The organism is Streptomyces sp. NPDC111744 (genome assembly GCF_055634995.1).
In genome coordinates this window covers 218728-239762 of record NZ_JBVKCG010000013.1, presented here as the reverse complement: position 1 = coordinate 239762, position 21035 = coordinate 218728, and the positions used below count along the sequence as shown (strand labels likewise).

General features: G+C 71.2%; 19 protein-coding genes and 3 pseudogenes. 9 read left to right on the top strand and 13 right to left on the bottom strand.

Annotation, left to right across the window (positions count from 1 at the left end):
- Positions 1–96: 96 nt before the first annotated feature.
- Together ACZ7OO_RS27480 and ACZ7OO_RS27475 are read left to right on the top strand one after the other, a co-directional pair.
- Positions 97–1572: a bifunctional aminoglycoside phosphotransferase/ATP-binding protein gene (locus tag ACZ7OO_RS27480; protein ID WP_471508658.1), complete on the top strand. Its 1476-nt coding sequence runs from the start codon at positions 97–99 to the stop codon at positions 1570–1572.
- A 75-nt stretch (positions 1573–1647) separates the two neighbouring features.
- Positions 1648–2669: pseudogene (locus tag ACZ7OO_RS27475) on the top strand (alcohol dehydrogenase catalytic domain-containing protein).
- 120 nt (positions 2670–2789) lie between these two features.
- Here ACZ7OO_RS27475 and ACZ7OO_RS27470 read toward each other — a convergent pair.
- From ACZ7OO_RS27470 to acsA, 5 genes are read right to left on the bottom strand one after another with little or no spacing between them, the layout of a single operon-like run.
- The gene (locus ACZ7OO_RS27470) at positions 2790–3056 is read right to left on the bottom strand and encodes an acyl carrier protein (protein ID WP_471508656.1); all 267 of its coding nucleotides are present in this window, start codon (positions 3054–3056) and stop codon (positions 2790–2792) included.
- Between the two features lie 5 nt (positions 3057–3061).
- Positions 3062–4567, bottom strand: coding sequence for a dihydrolipoamide acetyltransferase family protein (locus ACZ7OO_RS27465; RefSeq protein WP_471508632.1), 1506 nt, complete (start codon positions 4565–4567; stop codon positions 3062–3064).
- A gap of 1 nt (position 4568) precedes the next feature.
- A complete protein-coding gene (locus ACZ7OO_RS27460; RefSeq protein WP_471508630.1) occupies positions 4569–5648 on the bottom strand; it encodes an alpha-ketoacid dehydrogenase subunit beta in 1080 nt (359 codons plus the stop codon).
- The gene (pdhA, locus tag ACZ7OO_RS27455) at positions 5645–6670 is read right to left on the bottom strand and encodes a pyruvate dehydrogenase (acetyl-transferring) E1 component subunit alpha (protein WP_471508628.1); all 1026 of its coding nucleotides are present in this window, start codon (positions 6668–6670) and stop codon (positions 5645–5647) included. The genes ACZ7OO_RS27460 and pdhA overlap by 4 nt, the downstream gene beginning before the upstream one ends.
- Entirely contained in the window at positions 6667–8502 is a 1836-nt protein-coding gene (gene acsA, locus ACZ7OO_RS27450; RefSeq protein ID WP_471508626.1) for an acetate--CoA ligase, read from the bottom strand. The genes pdhA and acsA overlap by 4 nt, the downstream gene beginning before the upstream one ends.
- Before the next feature lie 389 nt (positions 8503–8891).
- On the opposite strand from acsA, the gene ACZ7OO_RS27445 reads away from it, so the two are divergent.
- The 6 genes and pseudogenes from ACZ7OO_RS27445 to ACZ7OO_RS27420 all read left to right on the top strand — a co-directional run.
- A complete protein-coding gene (locus ACZ7OO_RS27445; protein WP_471508624.1) occupies positions 8892–9017 on the top strand; it encodes a hypothetical protein in 126 nt (41 codons plus the stop codon).
- Between the two features lie 115 nt (positions 9018–9132).
- Complete coding sequence (locus ACZ7OO_RS27440; protein WP_471508622.1) at positions 9133–9303, top strand: hypothetical protein; 171 nt, start codon at positions 9133–9135, stop codon at positions 9301–9303.
- Positions 9304–9497: 194 nt separating this feature from the next.
- Positions 9498–10682, top strand: coding sequence for a 4Fe-4S dicluster domain-containing protein (locus ACZ7OO_RS27435; RefSeq protein ID WP_471508620.1), 1185 nt, complete (start codon positions 9498–9500; stop codon positions 10680–10682).
- Positions 10679–11497 carry an FAD/NAD(P)-binding protein gene (locus ACZ7OO_RS27430; RefSeq protein WP_471508618.1) on the top strand — a complete coding sequence of 273 codons (819 nt, stop codon included), beginning with the start codon at positions 10679–10681 and terminating at the stop codon, positions 11495–11497. Before ACZ7OO_RS27435 ends, ACZ7OO_RS27430 begins: the two co-directional genes overlap by 4 nt.
- A 1-nt stretch (position 11498) precedes the next feature.
- Complete coding sequence (locus tag ACZ7OO_RS27425; RefSeq protein ID WP_471508616.1) at positions 11499–12350, top strand: NADH-quinone oxidoreductase subunit B family protein; 852 nt, start codon at positions 11499–11501, stop codon at positions 12348–12350.
- Positions 12351–12375: 25 nt separating this feature from the next.
- Positions 12376–13113 (top strand): annotated as a pseudogene (locus ACZ7OO_RS27420) (nickel-dependent hydrogenase large subunit); the annotation flags it as partial.
- A gap of 205 nt (positions 13114–13318) precedes the next feature.
- Here the strand turns inward: ACZ7OO_RS27420 and ACZ7OO_RS27415 are convergent.
- From ACZ7OO_RS27415 to ACZ7OO_RS27405, 3 genes and pseudogenes are all read right to left on the bottom strand, one after another.
- On the bottom strand, positions 13319–14197 hold the full coding sequence (locus ACZ7OO_RS27415; RefSeq protein ID WP_471508614.1) for a universal stress protein: 879 nt from the start codon (positions 14195–14197) through the stop codon (positions 13319–13321).
- Positions 14198–14207: 10 nt separating this feature from the next.
- A pseudogene (locus ACZ7OO_RS27410) lies at positions 14208–14396 on the bottom strand (DUF1918 domain-containing protein); the annotation flags it as partial.
- A gap of 212 nt (positions 14397–14608) precedes the next feature.
- Entirely contained in the window at positions 14609–16003 is a 1395-nt protein-coding gene (locus ACZ7OO_RS27405; RefSeq protein ID WP_471508612.1) for a nicotinate phosphoribosyltransferase, read from the bottom strand.
- A 95-nt stretch (positions 16004–16098) separates the two neighbouring features.
- Here ACZ7OO_RS27405 and ACZ7OO_RS27400 point away from each other — a divergent pair, with 95 nt between their 5' ends.
- Entirely contained in the window at positions 16099–16431 is a 333-nt protein-coding gene (locus ACZ7OO_RS27400; RefSeq protein WP_471508610.1) for an Hsp20/alpha crystallin family protein, read from the top strand.
- 64 nt (positions 16432–16495) lie between these two features.
- Here ACZ7OO_RS27400 and ACZ7OO_RS27395 read toward each other — a convergent pair whose 3' ends face one another.
- The 5 genes from ACZ7OO_RS27395 to ACZ7OO_RS27375 are packed head-to-tail and all read right to left on the bottom strand — an operon-like array spanning position 16496 to position 21033.
- Entirely contained in the window at positions 16496–17116 is a 621-nt protein-coding gene (locus ACZ7OO_RS27395) for a V-type ATP synthase subunit D (RefSeq protein WP_471508609.1), read from the bottom strand.
- Positions 17113–18507, bottom strand: coding sequence for a V-type ATP synthase subunit B (locus ACZ7OO_RS27390; RefSeq protein ID WP_471508607.1), 1395 nt, complete (start codon positions 18505–18507; stop codon positions 17113–17115). The genes ACZ7OO_RS27395 and ACZ7OO_RS27390 overlap by 4 nt, the downstream gene beginning before the upstream one ends.
- Complete coding sequence (locus ACZ7OO_RS27385; RefSeq protein ID WP_471508605.1) at positions 18504–20303, bottom strand: V-type ATP synthase subunit A; 1800 nt, start codon at positions 20301–20303, stop codon at positions 18504–18506. Before ACZ7OO_RS27385 ends, ACZ7OO_RS27390 begins: the two co-directional genes overlap by 4 nt.
- Positions 20300–20809, bottom strand: coding sequence for a hypothetical protein (locus ACZ7OO_RS27380; protein WP_471508603.1), 510 nt, complete (start codon positions 20807–20809; stop codon positions 20300–20302). The genes ACZ7OO_RS27385 and ACZ7OO_RS27380 overlap by 4 nt, the downstream gene beginning before the upstream one ends.
- Positions 20806–21033 (bottom strand): V-type ATP synthase subunit F, encoded by a 228-nt coding sequence (locus ACZ7OO_RS27375; RefSeq protein WP_359377107.1) that lies wholly within the window; start codon positions 21031–21033, stop codon positions 20806–20808. The genes ACZ7OO_RS27380 and ACZ7OO_RS27375 overlap by 4 nt, the downstream gene beginning before the upstream one ends.
- Positions 21034–21035 lie beyond the last annotated feature (2 nt).

Below are 21035 nucleotides of genomic sequence, written 5' to 3'. Positions count from 1 at the left end.
CTCATGACGGAGTCCAGCCTTCGCGCGTCTCGGGCCGACGCGTCCGCGCTTCAGTCGGCCGCCAGGCACGACAACGAGCCGCTCCCGCGCGCCGGGGTGTGCGAGACCCACACAGCGACGCTGTTCTTCGTCGGCGATCGGGCCTACAAGCTCAAGAAGCCGGTCGATCTGGGATTCCTGGACTACACCACGGTCGCGGCACGCCGGGCCGCATGCGAGCGCGAAATCACCCTCAACCGCCGGTTCGCCCCCGACGTCTACGTGGGTCTGGGTGAGTTCCGCAGCCCCGATGCCGAGGTGCCTGAACCGGTCGTGGTGATGCGCCGCATGCCGGAGGACCGCCGCCTCTCCCGTCTCGTACGAGCAGGGGATGCCGTGGACGACATCCTTCGGACTGTCGCCCGCCACCTGGCAGCGTGGCACGCGGCCGCACCCCGTGGCCGCGATGTGGACGAACAGGGCACGCGAGACGCGCTGTCGGCGCGTTGGGAGGCGAGCTTCGCGCAGCTGCACGCGCTGGCGGCGGTGGGAGTCGTACCCGACTGCCTGACGGATATCGAGCGGCTGGTGCGCCGCTATCTCGCCGGTCGCAAGCGGCTGTTCGACAGCCGTATCGAGCAGGGACGGGTGGTCGACGGCCACGGCGACCTGCTCGCCGAGGACGTGTTCTGCCTCGATGACGGCCCCCGGGTCCTGGACTGCCTGGAGTTCGACGATCGCCTCCGCTACGTCGACGGCCTGGACGACGCCGCCTTCCTCGCCATGGACCTGGAACAGCTCGGCGCTCCGGAGGCCGCGGCGTACTTCCTCGCCCGGTACGGCGAGTACTCAGCGGACCCCGCGCCTCCTTCCCTGTGGCACCACTACGTCGCCTACCGAGCCTTCGTCCGTGCCAAAGTCTCGCTGATCCAGGCCCGCCAGGGCGCGCCCGGCGCGGAAGCGGCGTCGCGGCGGCTTGCCACCGTGGCACTGCGCCACCTGCGCAGCTCGGCTGTCTGCCTCACCCTCGTCGGCGGACTGCCGGGCAGCGGGAAGTCCACCCTCTCCGGAGCCCTCGCCGACCGGCTGGGAGTCACCCTGCTCAGCAGCGACCGCATCCGCAAGGAGCTGGCGGGCATCCCGGCCGAGCGGTCCGCGGCCACCAGCTACGGCGAAGGGCTGTACACACCCGAGTGGACGGCGAGGACCTATGCCGCCCTGCTCGACCACGCAGCCGTTCTGCTGTCGTCCGGCGAGTCCGTCGTCCTCGACGCCACCTGGTCCGACGCCACCCAGCGTGAGGCAGCGGTGCGGGCGGCCGAGTGCACCAGCGCCGACCTGGTGGCCCTGCACTGCCATGTGCCGGGTGATGTGTCGGCGGCCCGCCTGATCACGCGCGCCCCCGGCGCCTCCGACGCGAGCCCCGAGGTCGCCGGTGCCATGGCCGCGAGGGAAGCGCCGTGGCCCGAAGCCGTCCCGGTCGACACCAGTGGCGCGCTGGAATCCGCCGTCTCTCGGGCGCTGACGGCCGTACGCCCGAGGGGAACCGGTCAGGCCCCAGTCTTCCGCCGTCCGTACATGGAGCCGGACTGAGGCACACGCGCGTCCGTGTTGCCCGGGGGCACTGTGGGGGTGACCGTGGAGGTGGGGGAGCGAGGAGTGAGTTCGGTGCGAGCGCTCGTCTACCACGGCCCTGCACACACCTCCTGGGATACCGTTCCCGATCCCGTGATCGAGGAGGCGACCGACGCGATCGTGCGCGTCGACGCCACCACTGTGTGCGGCACTGATCTCCACATCCGGCGGGGAGACTTCCCCGAGGTGAAACCGGGGACGGTACTTGGCCACGAGGCTGTCGGCGAGGTCAAGGAGATCGGTAGCCAGGTCCACCACCTGCGCCCCGGTGATCAGGTGATCGTGTCGTCCGTCTCCGCCTGCGGTCACTGCAGGGAGTGCCGCGACACCAGGTACGGGCAGTGCCGTGGCGGAGGCGGATGGATGCTGGGGAATCTGGTCAACGGCACCCAGGCCGAGTCGGTGCGCGTGCCCTTCGCCGACCACTCCACCACCCGGCGACCCTACGACCTCGCGCTGGATGACGCGGTGCTGCTCGCCGAACTCCTTCCGACCGCCTACGAGGTCGGAGTGCGCAATGGACACGTCTGCCCGGGAGACACCGTCGTCGTGGTGGGCGCGGGCCCCGTCGGGCTCGCCGCCGTGGTTCTTGCGCGGCTGTACTCACCGCGCAGGATCATCGTCGTGGACCGACCGCTGCCCGGGTGGGGGCGGATGTCGCTGAATCGCCGGGGAAGATGATCACTGACCTGTCCGAGGGGCCGGGCGCAGACGTGGTCATCGAGGCGTCGGGCGACCCGGACGGCTTCGTGCTGTGCACGCGCGCCGTCCGCACGGGAGGGCACATCGCCAACATCGGCACGCACGGCAAGCCGGCGACGCTCCACCTCGAGTCCCTGTGGCGCAAGAACGTGACGATCAGCACGGGCCAGGTGGACACGTCCTCCACATCATGGCTGCTGGAGCTGATGAGGTTCGGACATCTGCCCGTCTCACGGCTGGTCACCCACACCTTCGATATGGACCGGATGGAGGACGCGTACGAGGTGTTCGCGTGCGGCCCCAGCACAGGAGCCCTCAAAGTCGTCCTGCACCCCGACTCGACCCCCGGATGAGTTCCGGGCGCTGCGAGCGTGCGGGTGGGGTGGTGTGGCCTCGCGGGACTGGCGCTGGGCTCGGTCGGCGGGCCGCACCATGCGCACTGCCACGCCGCCGTCGTGCGACGCGAGGCGCGGTCATGACCGGTCGGCAGCAGTCCTGCCGACCAGGAACCGCGCCGCGTCGGACAGCGTGGTCAGCTCCGGGTAGTCTTCCTCGTCGATACGGGCTCCGGTGCGCTCGGACAGCAGTTCGATCAAGCTGAGGAAATCGAGCGAATCCAGGTCGAGCACGTCGCGGAACTTGTCGTCCGGTCCAACCAGAGTGAAGTCGGCGTCTGGGATGATCTGTGTGATCGACTCCTTGATCACCGTCAGAGCCTCCGCGTTGTTCAAGGGCTTCATCTGACTCACAGCTTCTCGGGTTTCTGCAACAGGCGGTCGACCGCCGTGAGGTAGCGCGCTCCCACGGCTCCGTCCGTGGCCCGGTGGTCGGCGGCCAAGGTCGCGGTCACCACCGGACGTACGCCGACCATGCCGCTCGCGGCCCAGGGCCGCTCGACGACCGCTCCGAAGCCGACCAGGGCCACCTGGGGCGGGTGTATGACCCCGAACACCGCCTCTACGCCCTGGTCGCCCAGGTTGGTGACGGTCAGAGTGGCGCCCGTCGTCTCGCTCCCGCGCAGCCGTCCGCGGCGGGCTCGTTGGACAAGGTCCTTGAGGCGGACCATGAGGGCGTCGGGCGGCAGGGTGTCGGCGCGGTGGATCACCGGCGCGAGCAGTCCGCCCTGCCGGAGCGACACCGCGACGGCCAGGTTGATCTCAGAAGCCGGGACGAATCCGTCGTTCCGCCAGTAGCCGTTGAGAGTGGGCACCTCGCGAGCTGCCAGGGCGGCGGCTTTGAGGAGCAGAGCCGCGGGCACGAGGCGGTCGGCGGGCGGACGACCGCGGTTGATCCTGCGCAGCCATTCCTCGGCCGCCGCGAGATCAATGGCGGTGGACAGGTAGTAGTGCGGGATCTCCCGTTTGGAGCGGCTCATGAGGTCGGCGATGGCACGGCGCATGGCGTCCGTACGTTCCTCCGGGCGGCTGTGGATCGCGACGCCCGCGGGCGGGCGCTGCTCGCCGTCACGCGGGCCCCGATCCGGCCGCTCGGCCCCGGCGCCTGTGTGCACGTCCGCCGCCCGCACGGCTCCGCCGTCGCCGGTGCCCCGCACCGCTCTCAGGTCGATGCCGAGGTCGTGGGCGAGGCGCCGTGCGTACGGTGTGGCGCGGACCCTGGACGTGAGAGGCGGCGCGGCGTGCTCCACGTCGGCACGGGTGATGCGTCCGCCCGGCCCGGTGCCGTGCAGAGTCGTCAGGTCTACACCCCGGTGCTCCGCCAGGTGCCGTACGAGGGGCCCGGCGCCGGTCACCGAGGAGGCTGCGGCGGATGGCTCCGGCAGCGCTTGCACGTGCTGCCTGGCCGGCTGCTTCCGGGGCTCGGCTTGTGCCGGCTTGGAGGCGTGCTCGGGCTTGCGGGCCGCCTTCGGCCGAGGCTGCGGGCGCTCGTGCCGGGCGGCCGGTTCCTGGTCGGCCTTCGCGCGTGCAGGCGTCGGGGGCGGCTGAGCCTCACCGACGGGCTCGCTCGGTCCGGCTGCCACCGGCTCCCCGGGGGCGCCTGCCGGCACGCCGGAGGCGGCTTCGCCTTCGATCACCGCGAGCGGCGTCCCCACCGGAACCCGGGCGCCCGGCGCAACGAGCAGCCGTCCCACGGTCCCGGACTCGAAACACTCGACCTCGATGGCAGCCTTGTCCGTCTCCACGACGGCCACGACGTCGCCCTTGTGCACGCGGTCACCGGGGCTCACGAGCCACTCCTGCAGGAGTCCCTCTTCCATGTCCGCGCCTAGTGAGGGCATGGTGAACGCGGTCATCTCAGCCCGACCTCCCGCTGACCGGCGGCCGCTCCGGCGTGCCGGCTCCGGTCGGCACCGGTTCGCCTACGGCGCGATGCGCGGCAGCGACGACTCCGTCCACCTGGGGCAGCGCCGCCTCCTCCAGCCTGCGCGCGTACGGCATGGGCACCTCGGCGCTGCACACCCGCTCGACGGGGGCATCGAGGTCGTAGAAGTGCTGTTCCGTCAGACGTGCCGAGATCTCCGCGGCGAGGCTGCCGGTGCGCCAGCCCTCGTCGATTACGACGGCACGATGGGTGCGCGTCACCGACTCGCCGATGGTGGCGTCGTCCAAGGGACGCAGGGTGCGCAGGTCGACGACCTCCGCGCTGATGCCGCCGCTCGCGAGGTCGCCGGCCGCGGCCAGGGCCTTCGGCAGTGAGCCCCCGTAGGTGATCAGGGAGACGTCCGTACCGGCTCGGCGGACGACCGCGTTGTCGATGTCGACCGGCCCCGCGTCGGCGGGTAGCTCACCCGAGACGTTGTACAGGCTGCCGTGCTCGAAAATCAGCACCGGGTCCGGGTCGGCGAGCGCGGGGGCCAGCATGTAGCGGGCGTCGGTGAGGGTAGCCGGGGCGAGCACCCGCAGGCCGGGGATGTGCGCGTACCAGCCCTCCAGGCTGTGCGAATGCTGGGCCGCGAGCTGGCGTCCCGCGCCCGTGGTCATCCGGATCACGATCGGCACGGGCAGCTGGCCGCCCGACATGTGCAACAGGGTCGCCGCGTTGTTGAGGATCTGGTCGAGGGCCAGCAGGCTGAAGTTGACCGTCATGATCTCGACGATCGGGCGCATGCCCGCCAGGGCCGCGCCGATGCCGGCTCCGACGAACGCCGACTCGGACAGCGGGGCGTCGCGGATCCGTTCGGGCCCGAACTCCTCCAACAGTCCGAGACTGACGCCGAAGCAGCCGCCGTACCGGCCCACGTCCTCACCCATCAGGAACACTCGCTCGTCCGTGCGCAGCGCTTCGCGCAGGGCCTCGCGCATCGCCTCCCGATAGGTCGTCTTCCGGTCGTCGGGCGCGGCGGGTCCGGCGGTACGCGTGCGGGTGGCGGTCATGGCCGGCTCGCCTCCGGGCTGGTGACGTACTTCAGCAGATCCTCGACGGGTTCCTCGGGAGCCTGATCGGCGGCCTCGACGGCGCGGTCGATCTCGGCGGCCAGGCGGTCCTCCAGGGCGGTGCGGGCCTTGTCGGTCAGCTCCTTCGCCTCCCGCAGTCGCCGGGCGAGCCCTTCGACCGGGTCGCGTTCCTTCCAGTGCTCGATCTCGGTCTTGTCGCGGTAGCGGTCGGGGTCGTACATGGAGTGGGCGCGGAAGCGGTACGTGCGCATCTCCAGGAAGTGCGGTCCGGTTCCGGCGCGTACGCCTTCGGCCGCCCGGCGGGCGGCGTCCTCCACGGCGAAGACGTCCATGCCGTCGACGGCCCAGGAGACCATGCCGTACCCGGCGGCACGCAGCGCGAGGTCGGTCTGGGCCTGGTGCCGGGCCAGGGCGGTGCCCATCGCGTACAGGTTGTTCTCGCAGACCAGCAGCAGCGGCAGCCCCCACAGCGCGGCGAGGTTGGCGGTCTCGTGGAACTCGCCCTCGGCAAAGGCGCCGTCGCCGAAGAAGCAGCAGGTGACACGATTGCGGCCGGTCATGCGGTCGGCGAGGGCGAGGCCGGCCGAGAGCGGGAGCCCACCGCCGACGATCGCGTTGCCGCCGTAGAAGCGGCGGCCGGCGTCGAAAAGGTGCATCGAGCCGCCACGGCCGCGGCTACAGCCGGTCACCTTGCCGAACATCTCCGCCATGATCGCCTCGGCCGGAACCCCGCGGGCGAGTGCGTGCCCGTGTTCGCGGTAAGTCGACACGACCGCGTCGTCGGCTGTGAGTGCCTCGGTCACGCCGATGGCCACGGCTTCCTCGCCGATGTAGAGGTGCATGAAACCCCGGATGCGGGCGGCGCTGTACAGCTCCACGCAGCGCTCCTCGAACCGGCGGATGCGCAGCATCGACTCCAGCAGGGCCAGCCGGTGCCCGGAAGCTTGACGGTTCGGACGGGAGGCGGTGCGCGGTGAGCGAGGGGTGTGGGTAGCACTCATGCGGGCTGCTCCGTTCTCGGCGCGGAGGAGGACGCCTCCAGGGTGGAGTCCTCCAGGGTGGAGATGTCACCCTCGGGCAGTCCGAGTTCACGGGCCCGTAGCAGGCGGCGCATGACCTTGCCGCTGCGGGTGTGCGGCAGGTGCTGGTCGAAGGCGATCTCGCGGGGCGCCACGGCCGGGCCCAGCCGGCGCCTGGCGAAGGCCAGCAATTCCTGCCGCATCGCGCTGGTCGCATCGAAGCCCGGCCGCAGGGTGACGAAGGCCTTCACGATGTTCCCGGCGACGGGATCGGGGCGGCCGATGACGCCGGACTCGGCGACTGCCGGGTGCTCCATCAGGGCGCTCTCGACTTCGAAAGGCCCGATGAGGTGGCCCGCCGACTTGATGACGTCGTCGGCGCGCCCGACGAACCAGTACCAGCCGTCGGTGTCGCGTCGTACGAGGTCACCGGTGAGGTACCAGCCGTCCGCAAAGGCCGCCGCGGTGCGTGGCTCGTCGTGCAAGTAACCGCGGAACATGGACGGCCAGCCGGGCCGGAGCGCCAGTTCTCCCTCCACTCCGGGCTCTTCCAGTACGGTGACGCGTCCCTCTGCGACCTCGGCCCGGCCGTCCTCGCCGCGCCGCAGTACCGCCGCCTCCACACCGGGCAGGGGGCGCCCCATCGAACCGGGACGGATGTCGCAGGCAGCGAAATTGGCGATCATGATGGCGCCGGTCTCGGTCTGCCACCAGTTGTCGTGCACCGGCAGTCCGAGAACGTCCCGCCCCCACACCACCGCCTCCGGATTGAGCGGCTCGCCGACCGACGCGATGAACCGCAGCGCGCTCAGGTCAAACGAGCGGGGCAGGTCGTACGGCCCGGTCCTCGACGTCGTGCGCATCAGCATGCGCAGGGCCGTCGGCGCCGTGTACCAGACGCTCACCCGCTGTTCGGCGAGGATCCGGTACCAGCGGCGGGCGTCGTATTCGCCCTCGTCCACCACGACCGTCACGCCGTGCATGAGCGGGGCGATGATCCCGTAGGACATCCCGGTCACCCAGCCCGGGTCGGCAGTGCACCAGAACACGTCGTCCGGGTGCAGGTCGAGGGCGTACAGCGCGGTCATGTAGTGGGCGACGGCCGCCTGGTGCACGTGCACCGCGCCCTTGGGAATGCCCGTCGTGCCGCTCGTGAAGTGCAGCAGGGCCATGTCGTGCGGTGAGGTCGGCGGAATCGTGAAGGTGTCGGCAGCGTCGGCCATCAGCGCGTCGAGGGACAGGGTGTCAGGCAGGTCGTCGGCCCCGTCGCCGACGATCAGTACATGGCGCAGGGCGGCCAGGGCCTGGCGTCGTCCGGCGACCTTCCTGCGGTACAGGTCCGCCGTGGTGACCAGCACCTGTGCGTCGCTCAGCGTCATCCGCTGGAAGACCGGGTCCGGTCCGAAGGCGGAGAACAGCGGGCAGAGGACACTGGTGTTCTTCAGCGTACCGAGGACCACGGTGTACAGCTCTGGGCAGCGCCCCAGTAGCGTCACGACCCGGTCGCCGTGACCGATACCGAGGCCGCGGAGCACGTTGGCGAATTGCGCCGTCGAGCGGGCCAGATCCCCGTAGGTCGTGGAGGTCACGGAATCGTCCCGCCCGACACAGCGCAACGCGACCGCAGTCGCACGGCCAGATGCCACCTGCCGGTCCGCGGCCTCGTGGGCGATGTTCAGTCCCCGTCCGCCGGGCAGCCCCTGCAGCCTGCTCCCCGCCGCCTGCCACGAGAAGTCCGCGCACTCCTCGTCGTAGTCGCGCAGATTGGGGACGACGAGCGGCGGGGTGTCCTTCCGGATGGTCTCCCATGGCATGGCGGCCCCTCCTTCCTTCGGGCCTTCTTCGACCATCCGTCCGGTCCGTTCCGTCCGCACTGGGTCGAACGGCCCCCGTCCGTGGCCGGACGGCTCCGGTCCACGCCTGTGGCTTGCTGAGACGATGGCCGGACCAGCCTCTCCGGGAGGTGAACGGCCATGGGGCCTCGGCTCCGGTTCACGCTGCTGGGCGTGGGCGCCATGGCCTCCCCGCGCTTTGCGCCGGCCGGGTTGTTGGTCGTCTGTGGCGTCATCGTGTCGCGTTCGACGGCGGTCCCGGGGCGGAGCCGCCCGAGGGCCGGCTGGACGCCTGGCTCGTCACCGACGACCACGCCGAACTCCGCTCCGCCGTGGGATGTCTCGCCGCCGAGCGAGGACTGGAGCCGCGTATGACGGACGCGGACCTCGGTGAGCTGCGCATCAGGGCACTGCGCATCAGGGCGCTGCCGGTCTTGCACACCTCTCACCCGACGTGCGGTTACCGGATGGAGGGAAGCGTGGGGACGGTGGTGTGAGCGCCGGAGTTCTGGATCTTCCCGGCCTGGGCGGCGGACGCGGACCTGATGTTCTGGAAGCCTCCGCCTGGGACCGCCCATCCGCTTCCGCGGTGGAGTGGGCGGGCACCCTCCCGTGCGGGAAGTCGGCGCAGAAGCGGCCAGGAACCGGATCGGACGCCTGGTCTACGCGCACATCGGCCGCCCCTGCCTGCGGGTGATGGACGCCGGTCTGATGCCCGAGTACGGGGAGTGGGGGCGGGAGGGGCACACCTACTTCCTGTCACCCCACGGCCGAGCGTGCTGATCGTCGTGGAGGCACCTCCGACGCTCGCCCGAGATCACGGTGTCGGCTCGTCTGAGGTCAGGGACCAAAGGGCCCCCGCGGCCGTGCCCATGTGGCTCTGTCGGCGCGACGCCGTACCGTTGAAGCTGCGGTCGTGGGCCTGAAGGGGACGACAGGGTCCGATGTGCCGTCCGCCGTGCTGAAGGAGGTCGGTCATGAGTGCCGACACCGATGTGAACGCCGTCCCGGCCCCCGCGTCCGAGGGGCTCGTGATGGGAAAGGACGGCATGGCCGCGCTTGTGGACGTGCTGGTCCGGCGCGGCTTCACCGTGATCGGCCCCACGGCCCGGGAAGGTGCGATCGTGCTGGCGGAGCTGCGGTCGGCCGACGAGTTGCCGTACGGATGGGGCGTGGAGCTGGAGGCCGGGCGGTACCGGCTGCGGGAGCGGTCGGACGGCGCGGCCTTCGCGAACGCGGCGGGGCCCCAGTCGTGGAAGTCCTTCCTGCATCCGGCGCGGGTGAGGGAGTGGAGCGCCGACCGGGTGGAGGGGGAGCTGGTCCTCACGCCCGACCAAGCCGCGCCTCCTCGGTATGCCTTCCTCGGTGTGCGCCCCTGCGATCTGCGGGCCATCGCCATCCAGGACCGAGTGCTCACTGGTGGGGCATACCGAGATCCTGTCTATACGGGGCGGCGCTCCGGGGCACTGTTGATCGTGGTGGAGTGCACGGAGCCCGGCGCCACGTGCTTTTGTGTCTCGATGGGCACCGGACCCGCTGCCGGCCCCGGTTATGACCTGGTGATGACCGAAGTGGTGGATGCGGACGGGCACCGATTCTGGGTCCGCAGCGGCAGCGAGGAAGGAGCAGGGATTCTGGCCGAGCTGCCCGCTCGTCCGGCCGACCCCGAAACCCGGGAGAAGGCTCACGCTGACGTCACAGCCGCTGCGGATCGTATGGGACGGACCATGCCCGAGGCCGACCTGCGGGAGCTGATGGCCGGAACGCTCGACGCGCCCCGCTGGGACGACGTCGCCGGGCGGTGCCTGACCTGCGGCAACTGCACCATGGTGTGTCCCACCTGCTTCTGCACCACCACCGAGGACGTCACGGACCTCACCGGTGACCACGCGGAGCGGTGGCGGTTGTGGGATTCGTGCTTCGACCTGGACTTCTCCCAGCTGCACGGCGGCCCGGTCCGCGCCTCCTCGCGCAGTCGCTACCGGCAGTGGATGACCCACAAACTCGGCACCTGGTACGACCAGTTCGGCTCATCCGGCTGCGTGGGCTGCGGACGTTGCATCGTGTGGTGCCCGGTCGGCATCGACATCACCGAGGAAGCGGCCGCCCTGCACGACTGGACACAGCCCGGCGTAACGGCAGCGGAGCCGGAGGAGGGATGACCACCGTGCCGCCCCCGCTGCCGTACCGTGTCGCCGATGCCTGGGCCGAGACCGCCGACACCCGGTCGATCGAGCTGGTATCGGCTGGAGAAGCACTCTCACCCTTCTCACCGGGTCAGTTCGCGATGATTTACGCCTTCGGGGTCGGTGAGGTGCCGGTCTCGGCCAGTGCCCTGCGCGGCCGCCACGGGGGTCTTGTGCACACCGTGCGCGCGGTGGGCGCGGTCTCGACCGCGTTGTACCGGCTGCGCCCTGGTGACAGCGTCGGTCTCAGCGGGCCGTACGGCACCGGCTGGGACCTCGAAGCGGCCGCCGGCCATGACGTACTGGTGGTCGCCGGCGGCATCGGGCTGGCCCCGCTGCGGCCGGTCGTGCACACGGTCCTGGACCGGCCGGCCGCGTACGGTCGGCTCGCCGTCCTGATGGGTGCCCGCACCCCTGTCGACCTTGTCTTCCGGGACGAGATCGAAAGCTGGCGCGGCCCGGCCCGGGTGGAGCTGACCGTCGACCGCCCCGGTCCGGGTTGGCAGGGCGCGGTGGGCGTGGTCACCACCCTCCTCGACCGCCTCGACCTGCACCCCGAACGGACCTGCGCGCTGGTGTGCGGACCCGAGGTGATGATGCGACACACCGCACGCGATCTCGTGACCCGCGGACTGGTCCCGCACCGCGTCCAGGTGTCCTTGGAACGGAACATGCACTGCGCCACCGGCCATTGCGGCCACTGCCAACTCGGACCACTCCTGCTGTGCCGGGACGGGCCGGTCGTCGGCTACGACCGTGTGGCAGACCTGCTCCTCGTGAGGGAGTTGTGACATGGTCACCGAACTCGGCCCGGTCATTCGCACACGGCCGACGCTCGCCGTGTGGAAGTTCGCCTCCTGCGACGGCTGTCAGCTGACCCTCCTCGACTGCGAGGACGAGCTGCTCGGCCTCACCGAGCGCGTCCGGATCGACCACTTCCTTGAGATGACCCCGGCCGAGGGCGCCGAAGGGGGCCGCGCGCGGCTGGAGGGCCGAGGGCCGTACGACCTCTCCCTGGTCGAAGGCTCGATCACCACCGCAGAGGACGCCGAGCGCATCCAGCACGTCCGCCGCATCTCCCGCTATCTGGTGACCACCGGAGCCTGCGCCACCGCGGGCGGCATCCAGGCACTGCGCAACTTCGCCGACGTCGACGACTTCCTCGCCGCGGTCTACGCCCGGCCGGAGTACATCGCCACGCTGGAGACCTCGACACCTATCTCGGCCCACGTTCCGGTCGACTTCGAACTGCGCGGATGCCCCATCGACCGCCGCCAGCTCCTCGAAGTCATCAACGCCTACCTGGCCGGACGCAAACCCCAGATCTCGAACCACAGCGTCTGCTTCGAGTGCAAGAGGCGCGGCACCACCTGCATCACCGTGGCCCACGGCACCCCCTGTCTCGGCCCGGTGACACACGCCGGCTGCGGCGCCATCTGCCCCGCCTACGGACGCGGGTGCTACGGCTGCTTCGGACCGTCGAGCAAGCCCAATCTGCGCTCCATGGTCGCGCAGTTGCGCAGCGACGGGATGAGCGAGCGAGACATCCAGCGTGTCTTCCGCACCTTCAACGCCGCGTCGCCGGAATATGCCCCCGTACCCGACCTCGCGGCCGAGGAGCAGCAGCAGAGCCCTCCGGCCTGACGGACCTCCGCCCGGAAAGGCTCGCATGAACGATCGCGGAACCCGCGTCCTGCGACTGGACGCGCTGGCCAGGGTGGAAGGCGAGGCCGCTCTCCACCTACGCGTCGAGGGTGACACGGTCGCCGAGACGCGGCTGCGCATCTACGAACCACCGCGCTTCTTCGAGTCCTTCCTGACCGGCCGGGGCCACACTGAGCCTCCCGACATCACCGCTCGTATCTGCGGCATCTGCCCGGTCGCCTACCAGATGAGCGCCTGCCGGGCGATCGAGGACGCCTGCGGGGTCACGGTGGACGGCCCTCTCGCAGACCTGCGGCGCCTGCTGTACTGCGGCGAGTGGATCGAGAGCCACGCCCTGCACATCTACCTGCTGCACGCTCCGGACTTCCTCGGGCGCGCGGACGTCGTGGAACTCGCCCGCGACCAGAGCGCCGCCGTCGAACGAGGCCTGCGCATCAAACAGACCGGCAACGCGATCCTCGAACAACTCGGCGGCCGCCCCATCCACCCGGTCAACGTCCGGATCGGCGGCTTCTACCGGACACCGGCACCGGACGAACTCCGCCCGCTGGCGGAACGGCTGCGTCAAGCCCGTGATGACGCCCTGGAAACCGTCCGCTGGGTGGCGGCGTTCGACTTCCCCGACGCCATGTGCGACCACGACCTGTTCGCACTACGCGACCCCGGCCGCTACGCCATCGACTCCGGAACACCGGCGGTCGTGTCCGCTCAGGGCCAAGGCCCGGCGCTGCGCGAGTTCCCCGATTGTCCGGGTCCGTTCGTGGCAGGGTGCGCTCCAGGTCGGCATAGAGGCGGAGGACTCCGATGTCCCGCAGGTAGCGGAAGGTCCAGGGCTGCGCGTTGTGCAGCGAGGGCGCTGCGGCGGCGTCCGCCACGAGTGCGGTGACGGTGTTCACGTCGAGAGGTTCTGCGGTCACGGCGGCTCCCCTTCGTGAGGGTCCTGGGATTCACTCAGGCGTCGGGACGGCGATGACAGGGCAAGTGGCGTGGTGCAGCACGCCTTGGCTGACCGAGCCCAGCAACATGCCGGTGAAGCCCCCACGGCCCCGGGTCCCCACCACCAGCCCCAGCGCATGTGCCGAGGCATCGGTGAGAACTTTGACGGTATGTCCGAGGACCACTTCGTGACGCAGGTCGACCTCGGGGAAGCGGGCGTGGCGGCCTGCCACGATCTCGGAGAGCAGGCGGCGGCACTCCTGCTGCGGCTCGTACTCGTCGAAGATCCGGAGCGGTCCGGGCTCCCAGACGAGCAGGGCCCGTAGCTCGGCGCCGCGCAGGGCCGCCTCCTCGAACGCCACGTCGACCGCGGTAGCGGAGTGTTCGCTGCCGTCGACGCCGACGACGAAGTACGCCGGCTCCTGGGTGATGTGTTCCGGCTCGGGGACGACCACCAGGGGACAGCGCGTATGGGCCATGACCGGCAGGGCCACCGAGTGCGAGCCGAACACCTCCTGCCTGCGGCTCAGGTGCCGTGATCCCAGCACTACGGCGGCGGCGCCGCGACTCTGCTCGCGCAGCACCCACACCGGTTCACCCTCCGCGAGCAGAACGTCCACCTCAAGATGTGGGTGCCGGGCCGCGACGAAGCCCGCGGCCTCCTCCAGCACCTGCTGGCCGGCTTTGTGCAGCGCCTCGTTCCATTCCTCCCACGACGGTGGGACTTCCCGCCCGCGGTAGCCCCTGGTGGGCACGCCCTCGACATGGACCAGGCGCAACGGCAACCGCCGACGGGCGGCCTCGTCGGCCGCCCAGGCCAGCGCCATCCGATGGCCGGGATCAGGATCGAGGCCCACCACGATCGGCCGGCGGTCAACGAGCCGGGACATGGCCGTCTCCCGTCACCAGATGGCGGATGTAGGCGTCAGGACCCGGGAAGTACAGGGTCACCCGTCCGCTGTCGGCCCACCGCACGTCGTAGGGCGGGCTGCCGTCCGGGTCGTGGAGGCCGACGATCTCGCCATCTCGTGCGATGACTCCGGCCGTGGTTCCCCGTACGACGATCTCGTCGCCGACGCGTGCGCGCATCGAGGCGCCTGTGGCCTCGGGGCCGGTGGCCCGTACGGCCTGGTCGTTCTTCTTCAGTGGTGCGGGAGCGGACATCACCCTCGCCTCCTCCCTGCGGTGGCGCGGAGGGAATGCCGCCGCCGATTCCATGGAAGTCTTCGGCACTGTCGGCCTGCCAGGGGCCATTGGTCCCCGTGGCGGCCCTGTCGACCCTCCGCTTGTGGGGGGACCGGTCAGTGTGTGTGCGCCGAGAGTGGGCCGGAGCGGGAAACCGCCGTGTCCGAGGGTGCGACGCGCCCCTCCGGGCGCAGTCGGGCTTCGATGTCGGCGCGCACCGAGGCGGTCAGCCGCGCCAGAGCCTCGGACCATACCGGCGGAACTGGTTCGGGGTCTTTGATCCGGAGTGCCGGGGCGGGCAGAGCGGCGAGGTCCTCACGGAATCGCTTGCGTGCGTCCTGCCAGTGGTCCGGCGACCAGGTCCGCCGCCCACCGCGCATGACCGTGCGCAACAGTGGCTGAGCGGAATCCGGAGGCTCTTCCCCGGCCAGGGCGATCACGTCGGGCCGCCCGGCGCGGCGGAAGACCTGCTTGCGGCCCGGGGCCGTGACCTTCGCCGAGGACAGTTTCATCACGGGCCGGCCGTCGTACTCGACGAGCTTGTATGCGGCGTCCAAGTAGGGGGCGTCCGCTGCCACACCCACCTTCGTGCCCACCGCGTACACATCGATCGGGGCGCCGGCGCGTACCAGACGGTCCACGCCGTACTCGTCGAGTCCACCGCTGGCCACGATCCGTACGTCGGCCAGTCCGGCGGCGTCCAGGATGGCGCGTGACCGGCGCGCGAGCGCGTTGAGGTCACCGCTGTCCAGGCGGATCGCGCAGCCAGGTCCGCGCCGGAGTTCGGCCAGGACTCGGGCGGCGATGCGTACGCCCTGCTCGGTGTCGTAGGTGTCGACGAGGAAGGTGACGGGGCCGGGGTGGGCGTGCGCGAATGCACGGAAGGCCTCCTCCCCGCCGGGGAACGCCTCGATGTAGGAATGCGCCATGGTGCCCGAGGCCGGGATGTCGAGGGCCGTCGCCGCGGCCACGTTGCTCGTACCCGCGAACCCCACCAGGGCGCCCAGACGGGCGGCCTGCAGGCCTGCCCACGGGCCGTGCGTGCGGCGCAGCGAGAAGTCCACGACCGGCCGTCCGGCCGCGGCCAGGACACAGCGCGCCGCCTTTGACGCGACCACCGTCTGGTGGCACAGCTGGTTCAGCAGGTACGTCTCGACGAGCTGGGCCTGTGGGAGCGGGGCGGTCACCTCCAGCAGCGGCTCACCGGCGAACACCACACGGCCCTCCGGTACGGCGCGCACCTCACCCTCGAAGGAGAGTCCGAGGAGCGGTTCCAGATCCCCGACAGGCCGGTGCAGGGCGTTCGCGAACTCCTCGACGTCGTCCCGCTCCACACGGTAGTGGGCCAGGAAGTCCAGGGCGGACTCCAGACCCGCGGCGACCAGGAAGCCCCGGCCCGGTGGAAGGTCGCGGACGAAGAGGCTGAAGCCGGCCGGGGCCCGCATGCCCTCCCGCAGGTAGGACATGGCCATGGTCACTTCGTAGAGGTCAGTGGTGGTGACGTCGGACATGGTGATCGCCGCCGAGTGTCTTGGTTCCTTGGTTCGCGCTCCCGGAGACGTCGGACTGGTTCGAGAACCTTCCGGCCCGGTTCGCGATGCCCACGATGGGGGACCTGTACACGGTCCGGATCGAGGACTACACGGAGGACGGCCGCTATGTGATGCGGGCGGAGCTGCCGGGCATGTCGCCCGAAGACATCGACGTCTTCATCAGCGACGGCATCCTCACCGTCCAGGCCGAACGCACCGAGAATGATGTCACGAAGAACCACGGCGAGATCCGGTACGGCGCGATGAGCCGCAGCGTCACGCTGCCGCCGGGCGCCGACGAGGACGACGTCAAGGCCGACTACACCGACGGCATGCTGACCGTCAGCGTGGGTCTGGGGGCCGAGAAGGCGGAGGCGAAGCACGTGGAGATCCGGCATGGGAACTGATGCCGAACCGGCGGCGGATGGCGGGCCCCTGGGCCCGCCATCCGCCGCCGGTCGCGCGAAATGCTCAGGTGCCGCCGTGCCCGGCGGCCCAACGTCGCCGTACCGCTTCTTCGCGCTCCGCCTCCTCCAACGCCAGCTCTGCTACGGCCAGTTCGTCCTGCAGCCGAGGGATCCAATGCCGGCGCAGGGCGCGGACCCGCTGCCGGGTCCCTACGGCCTCGGCGGCCAGAAGCTCGGCGGCCGCCTGGTGGGCGGCGAGTTCCGCCGCGGCACGGGCGGCTGCACGATAGGCCGTCTCGGCGTGCGCGAGGGCGGTGTTGGGCGGTGTCTGTTCCCCAGGGGAGCGGGCGGGGTCCGTCCAGGTGACCGCCGCCGGGTGGCGCACGCCCATCAGCGCGCCCCACTGGACGTCGACGCGCGCCGGCCCGGCCGGTGCCGCCTCGGCCAGTGCGCTTTCGCCGCCGAGCAGCACTCCTCGCACGAGCCACGATTCCGCCTCGGCCAGCCTCTGTTGCCACACCCGGTCCGCGTCCTCGGCCGCTTGCCGTGCCGTGTGCTCCCGGTCCAGCAGGAGCCGGAGTTTGCGTTCCAGGAGGTCCGCTCCGCGAACCGCCGTGGCGAGGCTGCGACGCAGCCGCAGGCGCCCGGCGCGTCCCGCCGGGATCCGGCGTGCCCGCGGACTCATCGTGCCTCCTGGTCCTGCGGCGGGGCGTGGGCGTCGAGCAGGTCGGCCGGGAGCATGCCGAGCTGGCTGCGCGGCAGGGTCAGCAGCACCTCCCAGGCCCGGTCCAGGGAGTCGTCCAGCGACCGGTTCTCGTCGGTGCCTTGCGCCAGGAACCGGTGCCGGAAGGCGTCCTCCAGCTCCAGATGGTGCAGATCGGTCGGGCTGAGTGCCGAGCGTCCGATCAGGTCGGCGAGCTCTCGCACCTGCCGGGACCGGGCCAGCGCGGCGATCAACTGCGCCGCGACGGCGGGATGGTCCGCGCGGGTGCGTCCGGCTCCGGTTCCCTTGCGCATCAGTCGCGACAGCGAGGCCAGCGGATCTACGGGCGGGTAGGTACCTGCTGCCTGCATCTCGGCGCTCAGCACGATCTGACCCTCCGTGATGTAGCCGGTGAGGTCCGGGACGGGGTGGGTGATGTCGCCCGCGGGCATGGTGAGAACGGGAAGGATGGTCACCGACCCGGGCCGACCTCTGATGCGGCCACAGCGTTCGTAGAGGGACGCGAGGTCGCTGTAGAGGTATCCGGGATAGGCCCGGCGGGCCGGAATCTCGCCACGCGCGGCGGACACCTCACGCAGCGCCTCCGCGTAGGCCGTCATGTCCGTCATGACCACCAGGACGTGACGGCCCTCGGTGAACGCGAGGTGCTCGGCTGCGGTCAGGGCGAGTCGCGGGGTGAGCAGCCGTTCGATCACCGGGTCGTCGGCGGTGTTGAGGAGCAGAACCAGTTCCCTCGCAGCCGAGCGGGCCGCCAGCCCCTCGCGGACGAACGCCGTGTCGGCATGGGTGAGTCCCATGCCGGCGAACACGACGGCGAACGGCTCATCTCCGCACGACGCCTGAGCGGCGATCTGCACGGCCAGTTCCAGGTGCGGCAGCCCGGCCGCCGAGAACACCGGCAGCTTCTGGCCCCGCACCAGCGTGGTGAGCACGTCCACGGCGCCCACACCGGTGAGTACCGCCTCGTTCGGCGGTTCCCGGCGTACCGGGTTGATCGGCGCGCCGGCGACCTCCGCGTACGATCCGCCGAGCACCGGTGGCCCGCCATCGGTTGGGTCGCCCCGGCCGTTGCACGCCCGTCCCAGCCACCCGGCACCGACCGGTATCCGCAACGGCGTCCCCGAGAAGGCGACACGGGTGCCGGTGCGGTTCATGCCAGCCGTGTCCTCCAAGACCTGCACCACCGCGATGTCGCGGTCCACGTCCAGGACGAGGCCGTGCCGTCGCTCACCGGAGCCGAGGACGATCGTGGCGAACTCGTCCCAGCCGACCCCGCTCACTCCCTCGACGAAGAGGAGCGGACCGCGCAACTCCCGCACCCCCGTGTACTCGATGCCCACGCCGCCGGTCATGCCCTCTCCTTGAGCCGGGCCAGCACGGTGTCGCGGGCTGTGGCCACCGGAGCGGTCTCGGCGGGACCCGCCGTCTCGCGCGCCCGCAGCAGCGGGGTGAAGTCGACCGCTTCGACGGCATCTGCGGGGATGCCAGAGTCCACCAGTTCCACGCAGCGGTCGATGACCGTCAGCACGGCCTGCACCAGGGCCGCCGTCTTCTCGGGCGCGCTGTAGGCGTCCGCCGGGGACAACGCGTTCTGCTGGATCGCGGCCTCACGCAGCAGCCGTCCGGCGAGCACACTGATCCGTTCCCGGGGTGGCAGCGCCGTGATGCCGACCAGTTCGACTAGGTCGGCCAGCCGGTCCGCCTCCCCCAGCTGCCGCGCCACACGACCACGCCGCTCGGCCCACTCGGTGTCACCGGCCTGGGTGTGGGCGGCGGTCAGCGTGGCGGCGTCCCGGGAGAAGGACTCCGACCAGGACACCGCAGGATAGTGGCGTGCGTAGGCGAGATCGCGGTCCAGGCTCCACAGGCAGCGCACGAAACGCTCGGTGTGCGCGGTGACGGGCTCGGTGCGGTCACCGCCCGGTGGAGACACCGCGCCGATCACCGTGACCGAGCCGGTCGCGCCGCCGAGGGTGCGCACGGCGGCGGCCCGCTCGTAGAACGCCGCCAGTTGGGAGGCGAGCCCCGCCGGATAGCCCTCCTCGGCGGGGAGTTCGCCCATACGGGAGGCGAACTCGCGCAGTGCCTCCGCCCATCGGGAGGTCGAGTCGGCGATCAGAACGACGTCGAGGCCCATGTCGCGGAAGTACTCGGCGACCGTCGCACCCGTGTGCACGCCGGCCTCGCGGGCCATCATCGGCATGTTGGAGGTGTTCGCGATCGTCACGGTCCGTTCGGCCAGACGGCCCCCGGTCCGCGGGTCGGTCAGCTCCGCCAACTCCTCGATGACGTCCGCCATCTCGTTGCCGCGCTCACCGCAGCCGACGTAGACGATGACGTCGGCGTCGCACCACTTGGCGATCTGCTGCAGCAGCATGGTCTTGCCGGTGCCGAAGCCGCCGGGCACGGCGACGGTGCTGCCACGTGCCACCGGGAAGAGCAGGTCGACGGCGCGCTGCCCGGTGTTCAGGGGCACGTCCGCCGGCAACCGCCGCGCGACGGGTCGCGGTCTGCGCACCGGCCAGGACTGCGCCATCCTCACTTCCCGGCCGCCCACCACGGCGAGCACACCGTTCGAGGGGTGATCACCCGCCGCCGCGACCCAAGTCACCTCACCCGACACGTCCGGAGGCACCAGGAGTCGCAGCGGCACGCCCGCGCCGATCTCCCCGAGGACGTCACCGGCCGCGACCGGCTCTCCCTCAGCCACTTGCGGTGTGAACGACCAGGTGCGTCGGTCCGGTTCACCTGCTGACGGTCCGCTCGCCGTGAGAAGGTCGCCGATGCCGGCCAGAGGACGCAGCAGCCCGTCGAACACGCCGCCGAGCAGATCTGGTGCGAGCCGCACCGACAGGGGGCGGCCCTGGGGCTCCGCTGGGTGCCCGGGCGCAAGTCCGCCGGTGTACTCGTACGCCTCGATGGTGGCCGTGTCGCCCTGGATGGCGACCACCTCGCCCGGCATCCGGGCGGCACCCAGCACGACCAGGTCGTGCATGGCCACCGTGGGCGGGCAGGTGATCTCCACGAGGGGGCCGGCGACACGAAGGATCCGTGGGCAGTCCGCGCCGTCCGGCGGAGCGCCGGGCGTGATCTGCGGAAGCGTGTGCCTGTCCGACGAGTCCGATGAAGGGTTGCCGGAGCTGGTCATGCCGGCTCCCACAACGTCTCGGCCCGGACGCCCAGCCGGTTTAGGGCACGATCGGCGAGGGCTTCCGCCGACAGGTCGACCCGGCGGCCGGGCACCTCGGCCGTCACCCCGCCCTCCGAGGCTGCCGTGACCCTCGCCTGCGGGCCCAACAGCTTTCGTGCCGCCTCCGCGCAGCGCGCCCGCAGAGACGAGTCTTCCATGAACTTCCTTCGCACACCCGCGCGGACCGCAGCCCTGAGAGCCACGTAGACCTCGGCCCTGGCGGCCAGTTCTGCTGCCCAGACGCACTGGACCGCCCGCACCCGTTCCCGAGCCGCCTCGGCGGCACCGTCGGCTCTGCCGAGGTCCCGGGCCCGTGCGAGCACTGCCTCGGCCGTGGCGCGGGCTGAGCGCAGGGTTTCCTCCGCGTCGGCCTGCGCGCGGTCCCGCACGGCGTCGGCGGAGGCCCGTGCCGCGCGCAGCAACTCGGCGCGGACGGGGCTCAGGGCGTCGACAGGCGCGGTCATCCGGGCATCACCACCGTCAGCGGCCGGGACGGGTTCGGCGCCGTCGTCGCGCCGCCCAGCGCTTCGGCGGCCTCGACCGTGAGGATCACCAGACCGACCGTGCCGGGCAGCGTCCGCCAGGCACTGCGGACGGCGTCCGGGTCCTCCGCGACGAGGACGTCGACCCCGGCCAGCGCCAGACCGGACACGCTGGTCCGTGTGCCGATAGCGGCCACGGTAGCCATCG

Coding starts and splice junctions, on each gene's coding strand:
- ACZ7OO_RS27470 (WP_471508656.1), bottom strand. CDS start 3,056: ATGAAGCCCTTGAACAACGCGGAGGCTCTGACGGTGATCAAGGAGTCG.
- ACZ7OO_RS27465 (WP_471508632.1), bottom strand. CDS start 4,567: ATGACCGCGTTCACCATGCCCTCACTAGGCGCGGACATGGAAGAGGGA.
- ACZ7OO_RS27460 (WP_471508630.1), bottom strand. CDS start 5,648: ATGACCGCCACCCGCACGCGTACCGCCGGACCCGCCGCGCCCGACGAC.
- pdhA (WP_471508628.1), bottom strand. CDS start 6,670: ATGAGTGCTACCCACACCCCTCGCTCACCGCGCACCGCCTCCCGTCCG.
- acsA (WP_471508626.1), bottom strand. CDS start 8,502: ATGCCATGGGAGACCATCCGGAAGGACACCCCGCCGCTCGTCGTCCCC.
- ACZ7OO_RS27445 (WP_471508624.1), top strand. CDS start 8,892: ATGACGGACGCGGACCTCGGTGAGCTGCGCATCAGGGCACTGCGCATC.
- ACZ7OO_RS27435 (WP_471508620.1), top strand. CDS start 9,498: ATGAGTGCCGACACCGATGTGAACGCCGTCCCGGCCCCCGCGTCCGAG.
- ACZ7OO_RS27430 (WP_471508618.1), top strand. CDS start 10,679: ATGACCACCGTGCCGCCCCCGCTGCCGTACCGTGTCGCCGATGCCTGG.
- ACZ7OO_RS27425 (WP_471508616.1), top strand. CDS start 11,499: ATGGTCACCGAACTCGGCCCGGTCATTCGCACACGGCCGACGCTCGCC.
- ACZ7OO_RS27415 (WP_471508614.1), bottom strand. CDS start 14,197: ATGTCCCGGCTCGTTGACCGCCGGCCGATCGTGGTGGGCCTCGATCCT.
- ACZ7OO_RS27405 (WP_471508612.1), bottom strand. CDS start 16,003: ATGTCCGACGTCACCACCACTGACCTCTACGAAGTGACCATGGCCATG.
- ACZ7OO_RS27400 (WP_471508610.1), top strand. CDS start 16,099: ATGGGGGACCTGTACACGGTCCGGATCGAGGACTACACGGAGGACGGC.
- ACZ7OO_RS27395 (WP_471508609.1), bottom strand. CDS start 17,116: ATGAGTCCGCGGGCACGCCGGATCCCGGCGGGACGCGCCGGGCGCCTG.
- ACZ7OO_RS27390 (WP_471508607.1), bottom strand. CDS start 18,507: ATGACCGGCGGCGTGGGCATCGAGTACACGGGGGTGCGGGAGTTGCGC.
- ACZ7OO_RS27385 (WP_471508605.1), bottom strand. CDS start 20,303: ATGACCAGCTCCGGCAACCCTTCATCGGACTCGTCGGACAGGCACACG.
- ACZ7OO_RS27380 (WP_471508603.1), bottom strand. CDS start 20,809: ATGACCGCGCCTGTCGACGCCCTGAGCCCCGTCCGCGCCGAGTTGCTG.
- ACZ7OO_RS27375 (WP_359377107.1), bottom strand. CDS start 21,033: ATGGCTACCGTGGCCGCTATCGGCACACGGACCAGCGTGTCCGGTCTG.